3 protein-coding genes, 1 pseudogene and 1 riboswitch are annotated in these 3,981 nt (G+C 61.8%); of the genes and pseudogenes, 3 read left to right on the forward strand and 1 reads right to left on the reverse strand.

Going from position 1 to position 3,981, the window contains the following annotated elements:
- On the reverse strand, positions 1 to 273 hold a 273-nt coding region (locus JCM19049_RS09245; protein ID WP_279402842.1), incomplete at its 3' end, for an AMP-binding protein.
- Positions 274 to 628: 355 nt separating this feature from the next.
- Positions 629 to 746, forward strand: a riboswitch (SAM riboswitch).
- Between the two features lie 108 nt (positions 747 to 854).
- Between JCM19049_RS09245 and JCM19049_RS09250 the strand changes: the two genes are divergently transcribed.
- The 3 genes and pseudogenes from JCM19049_RS09250 to JCM19049_RS09260 form a co-directional block, all read left to right on the forward strand.
- Positions 855 to 1,235: a flavin reductase family protein gene (locus JCM19049_RS09250; protein ID WP_279402843.1), complete on the forward strand. Its 381-nt coding sequence runs from the start codon at positions 855 to 857 to the stop codon at positions 1,233 to 1,235.
- Positions 1,236 to 1,992: 757 nt separating this feature from the next.
- Positions 1,993 to 3,357, forward strand: a complete 1,365-nt coding sequence (dnaB, locus tag JCM19049_RS09255) for a replicative DNA helicase (protein ID WP_054821444.1) — start codon at positions 1,993 to 1,995, stop codon at positions 3,355 to 3,357.
- 425 nt (positions 3,358 to 3,782) lie between these two features.
- Positions 3,783 to 3,981: pseudogene (locus tag JCM19049_RS09260) on the forward strand (ZIP family zinc transporter); the annotation flags it as partial.

Below are 3,981 nucleotides of genomic sequence, written 5' to 3' on the forward strand. Positions count from 1 at the left end.
CAGCAGCCGGGCCTCGGCGTGCGACAAGATGTACTGCAGCTCGTGGGCGGCCAGGCGGGTGTTCAGGGCAACGAGGATGCCGCCGGCCAGCGGGACCGCGTAGTGGGCGGCCAGCATTTCCGGGGTGTTCGGGGCCAGCACCGCGACCCGGTCGCCCGGGGAAATGCGTTGGGCCAGCACCTGGGCCAGCCGCTGGACGCGCTCCTCGAACTGGGCCCAGGTGTAGCTGCGCGAACCGTGAATCACCGCGGTTTTCTCCGGGTAGACCTCCACGGACGTTCCAGGAAGCGCAGGGGAGTCAATTCTGAGTGGTTGGCCAGCAACGATGCCATGGGGGCTCCTCGGGGTCGGTAACTATCCGGCCCTGCGCTGTGACGCAGGGCACCTCGCAAGACATCGTGGCATGAAACTGAACCCCAGACAAAGAAACTGCGTGCCATTGCGCTCAACGGCGCCCGCGGGGCGACCAGCGTAGGAGGCGGTGTCCGTTGGTGAGCTGCGTCGGGCGAAATTATCGGCGGCGAGCGTAGCGGAAGGAGGGGGCGGGCGAAACAATATGTCGAAGATTGCGGTATAAGACAGGAAATGTTTGACGTTACGCCGCGACGGGCCATAGTGTCGTAGACAGAATCAAGAGCGTCAGCTGACAAGCCCTGGCTAGCTGGCCGGCAACCCTCTAAACGGTAGTGGGGTGCTCCAGGTGAGGATTCGGTTCCGCGCGCCACCGCGTGGAACAAGTACCGCACACCGAGGCGTAAAACCTTCGAATCCACAGTGCAGCAGCTTGGCCCTGCGGCGCTATGGGCATTCGACCGTCGCCGACCACGGTGGGCCTGATGCTAAGGATACGAATCATGTCATTGAATCAGGATCTCGACCCGTTGACCCTGCGCAAGGTCTTCGCCCAGCACCCCTCGGGCGTCGCGGCGTTGTGCGCCGAAATCGATGGCGTCAAGACCGGAATTGTTGCCTCCTCGTTTACCGTTGGGGTCTCCCTGGATCCGGCGCTGGTGATGTTCGCCGTGCAGAAGACCTCCAACACCTGGCCGAAGCTGCGGCGGGCACAGCGTATCGGGGTCTCGGTGCTCAGCAGCCGCAACGAGGGGGTCTGCGCCCAGATCGCCTCGAAGAAGGGTGACCGCTTCGCCGGGCTGCACACCCACATCACCGAGCAGCAGGCGTTGTTCATCGAGGAATCCACTCTGGCTCGATACCTCCATCTACAACGAGGTTGAAGCCGGGGACCACTGGGTCGTCCTGCTGCAGGTGCACGGCCACCAGGCCTCGGCGCACACCCCGTCGATCTTCCATGATTCCGCCTTCCACACCCTCAAGGTGCCGGCCCTGGTCTAATGGCAGGGCGGCATCGATGAATCCCACTGCGTCGTACGTCGCGGTGGGATTCATTGCGTTAACCGCTTCAAACCGGGTTGCGTGTCAGGCGCAGTGCACAGTCCCGAGATGAGGCAGGCCGGGGATCTGTGGACGAAGCCCCGCATCCGAAGGACCGTAATGGGTGGTCCTGCGATGAGTAGCGGGTTTTTAGATCTGAAGTAATCCACAAAGCTTTCCACAGTGTTGTGGACTGGGCGTGGATAACCGGGGTTCACGCCTCCTCGTCCCCGAGTTGTGGGCTTTCCGGCTGTGGAAAAGATTCAAAACGCACAATGCCACGGAGGAAAATTTATTTTTTATCCACAGCTGTGAAAACCTAAACAACCAAGTCAATGAGGTATTAGCTGTGGTTAAGTGGGGAAATCCACAGTGTTCTCCCCAGTTCCTGCACACCCCCTTCCACAGATAGCTGCCAATTGTCCACAGATCCTGTGGATAAGTGAGTTTACGCCCTTATGTAAGAGGCTTACTGTTGGCTCTGGAACTGAAATATCCACAAGTTTCCCCAGCGCCCCCAAACTGTCGGGGCCCGATGGAACGATACGAGGTGGACGGTGAACCGGTCGCCGAGTTCCCGGTGGGTAGAAGGGGATTTGAATGTCTATTGCCAGCGCTGAGCAGGCCTACGAGAACCGCGACTCCGAGGCGGGGCGTACGCCGCCGCAGGACATCGCCGCGGAAATGTCGGTTCTGGGCGGCATGATGCTTTCCAAGGACGCGATCGCCGATGTCATTGAGGTGGTCCGCGGCAACGACTTCTACCGTCCGGCCCATGAATCGATCTATGAGGCCATCATTGATCTCTACGGACGGGGCGAACCGGCTGATGCCGTCACCGTTTCGGACCTGCTGACCAAGCGGGGCGAAATCGTCCGGGTGGGCGGTGCCGCATACCTGCACAACCTCATCCAGTCCGTGCCCACCGCCGCGAACGCCGGTTACTACGCCGAGATCGTGCGCGAACGCGCCGTGCTGCGCCGCCTGGTCGACGCCGGGACCCGGATCGTGCAGATGGGCTACTCCCCGGACGGGGACGTGGACGCCATCGTCAACGAGGCGCAGGCCGAGGTCTACAAGGTTGCGGAGAATCGCTCGAGCGAAGACTATGTCCGGCTCAGCGAGATCATCGAGGGCACCGTCGATGAGATCGAAAATGCGGCCAACGCCGGTGACGGCATCACCGGTGTCCCCACCGGCTTTTACGAGTTTGATGAGTTGACCCAGGGCCTGCAGGGCGGGCAGATGATCATCATCGCCGCGCGTCCGGCCGTGGGCAAGTCGACCTTCGCCCTGGACTTTGCGCGTTCGGCGGCAATCAAGAACAACATGGCCACCGTGTTCTTCTCCCTGGAAATGGGGCGCAATGAAATCGCGATGCGTCTGCTCTCCGCGGAGGCCTCGATCCAGTTGCAGGACCTGCGCAAGGGGTCGGTGGAGGATGCCCAGTGGACCAAGATCGCCACCACCATGGGACGGTTGAATGAGGCTCCGCTATTCATTGACGACTCCCCGAACATGTCGATGATGGAGATCCGCGCCAAGTGCCGCCGCCTGAAGCAGCGCAACGAGCTGAAGATGATCGTGCTGGACTACCTGCAGCTGATGAGCTCGGGCAAGCGCGTTGAATCACGCCAGCAGGAAGTCTCGGAGTTCTCCCGTAACCTGAAGCTGCTGGCCAAGGAGCTCGATGTCCCGCTCATCGCGCTCTCGCAGCTGAACCGTGGTTCGGAACAGCGTACGGACAAGAAGCCGATGGTCTCGGACCTGCGTGAATCCGGCTCGATTGAGCAGGATGCGGACATGGTGATCCTGCTGCACCGCGAGGACGTGTACGACAAGGAAAATCGTCCCGGAGAGGCCGACGTGATTGTGGCCAAGCACCGCAACGGTCCCACCAAGACCATTACCGTCGCCTTCCAGGGCCACTACTCCCGGTTCAGCAACATGCAAAGCGAAGGGTAGGGGCAACCCCTGGCTTGACCCGAGCCACGGCAGGACAAATCCCGAAGGCGCATCCGACTCCAGCCAGAGGCCGGCAGCCCGCAGGTGAAGACGCAGGTAACGGCAGAGATCAACGCCAAAAGCACCACGGTTGTCTTTAAATCGAGCTACTACACGCCGTTATCGGGGCGGCGAGTCGGCGAAGCAGAGATTGTCCAGAGTCTTGGTCCTCACTGGCACCTGGGCAGGAGCGAGTCCGATTTCTGCATCCACGGGCAGAACGATGCGGCAGAGACCCGATCGGGGTGATGTCAGGGCCTTGAATGCAGGGCTGTGTTTTTGGGCTGATCCCGCTCAGCCCGGGCATCCAGCACCGCTATAGTGGGTGCCATGATCCAGAGCCTTCAAGCCCTGCTGTGGGGCACCGTGGCCGGTTCGGCCTGCTGTTGGGGGCCGGGGCGGCCTGGTGGCTGCGCATTCCGCGGATCTGGGTTTGTGCGATCATGGCCTTCGGCTCAGGGGTGCTGATCAGTGCGCTGAGCTTTGAGCTGGTGTTGGAGGCCTACCAGCAGGGCGGCCTGGCGGCCAGCGTCGCCGGGGTGCTCGCCGGCGCGGGGCTCTACTTCGGCGCCAATCGGCTGCTGG

This window comes from Arthrobacter sp. JCM 19049, from assembly GCF_001310435.1.